Raw genomic sequence first — 723 nt, forward strand, 5'->3', positions numbered from 1 at the left:
CCGAAGCGCTCGCCGATGTGAGCGTGGTCGATCTGGATGCGGCCACGCCGCCCTGGGCGGAGCTGCCGGCGTCCGATCCAGACCCGCGCGCGCTCGGCCTCACCTCGCGCCATCTCGCCTATGTCATCTACACCTCCGGCTCCACCGGAACGCCAAAGGGCGTCATGGTCGAGCACCAGAGCACCGTGAACCTGTTGCATTGGAGCAGCGGCGTGTTTGCGGAGTCGGAGATCAGCCGCACACTGTTTTCTACCTCGATCAGCTTTGATCTGTCCGTCTATGAGTGCTTCGTTCCGCTGTCGCAAGGAAGCACTCATGATCTTGTCGAGGATGCTCTGGCGCTGGCGCGGACGCCCCTGGACGTTTCCTTGATCAACACGGTCCCCTCGGCAATCGCTGCCCTGATCGATCAGCAAGCCGTGCCGGCTTCGACGCGCGTCATCAATTCGTGCGGTGAGCGGCTGACCGCAAGTCTGATCGAGAGGGTCTTCGCGGGCAGCGGCGTAGAGAAAGTCTGTAATCTGTATGCCCCTTCGGAAACGACGACGTATTCGACCTGGATGTGTATGTCGCGGGGAGAGGCTGTCGTTGAGACGATCGGCCGTCCGATCGCGAACACGCGGATCTACCTGCTGGACGGTCATGGGGCACTGGTGCCGTTCGGGGCGGTGGGCGAGCTTTACATTGGCGGGGCAGGCGTGGCGCGCGGCTACCTGAACCGGC

General features: G+C 63.2%; 1 protein-coding gene. It reads left to right on the top strand.

Features of this window, described 5'->3' with window-relative positions:
• Positions 1–723, top strand: a 723-nt coding sequence (locus O7A70_RS33885; protein ID WP_337144216.1) for an AMP-binding protein, incomplete at both ends; no start/stop codon positions are given.

The organism is Mesorhizobium sp. Cs1299R1N1 (assembly GCF_037179655.1).
Lineage (GTDB): Bacteria > Pseudomonadota > Alphaproteobacteria > Rhizobiales > Rhizobiaceae > Mesorhizobium > Mesorhizobium salmacidum.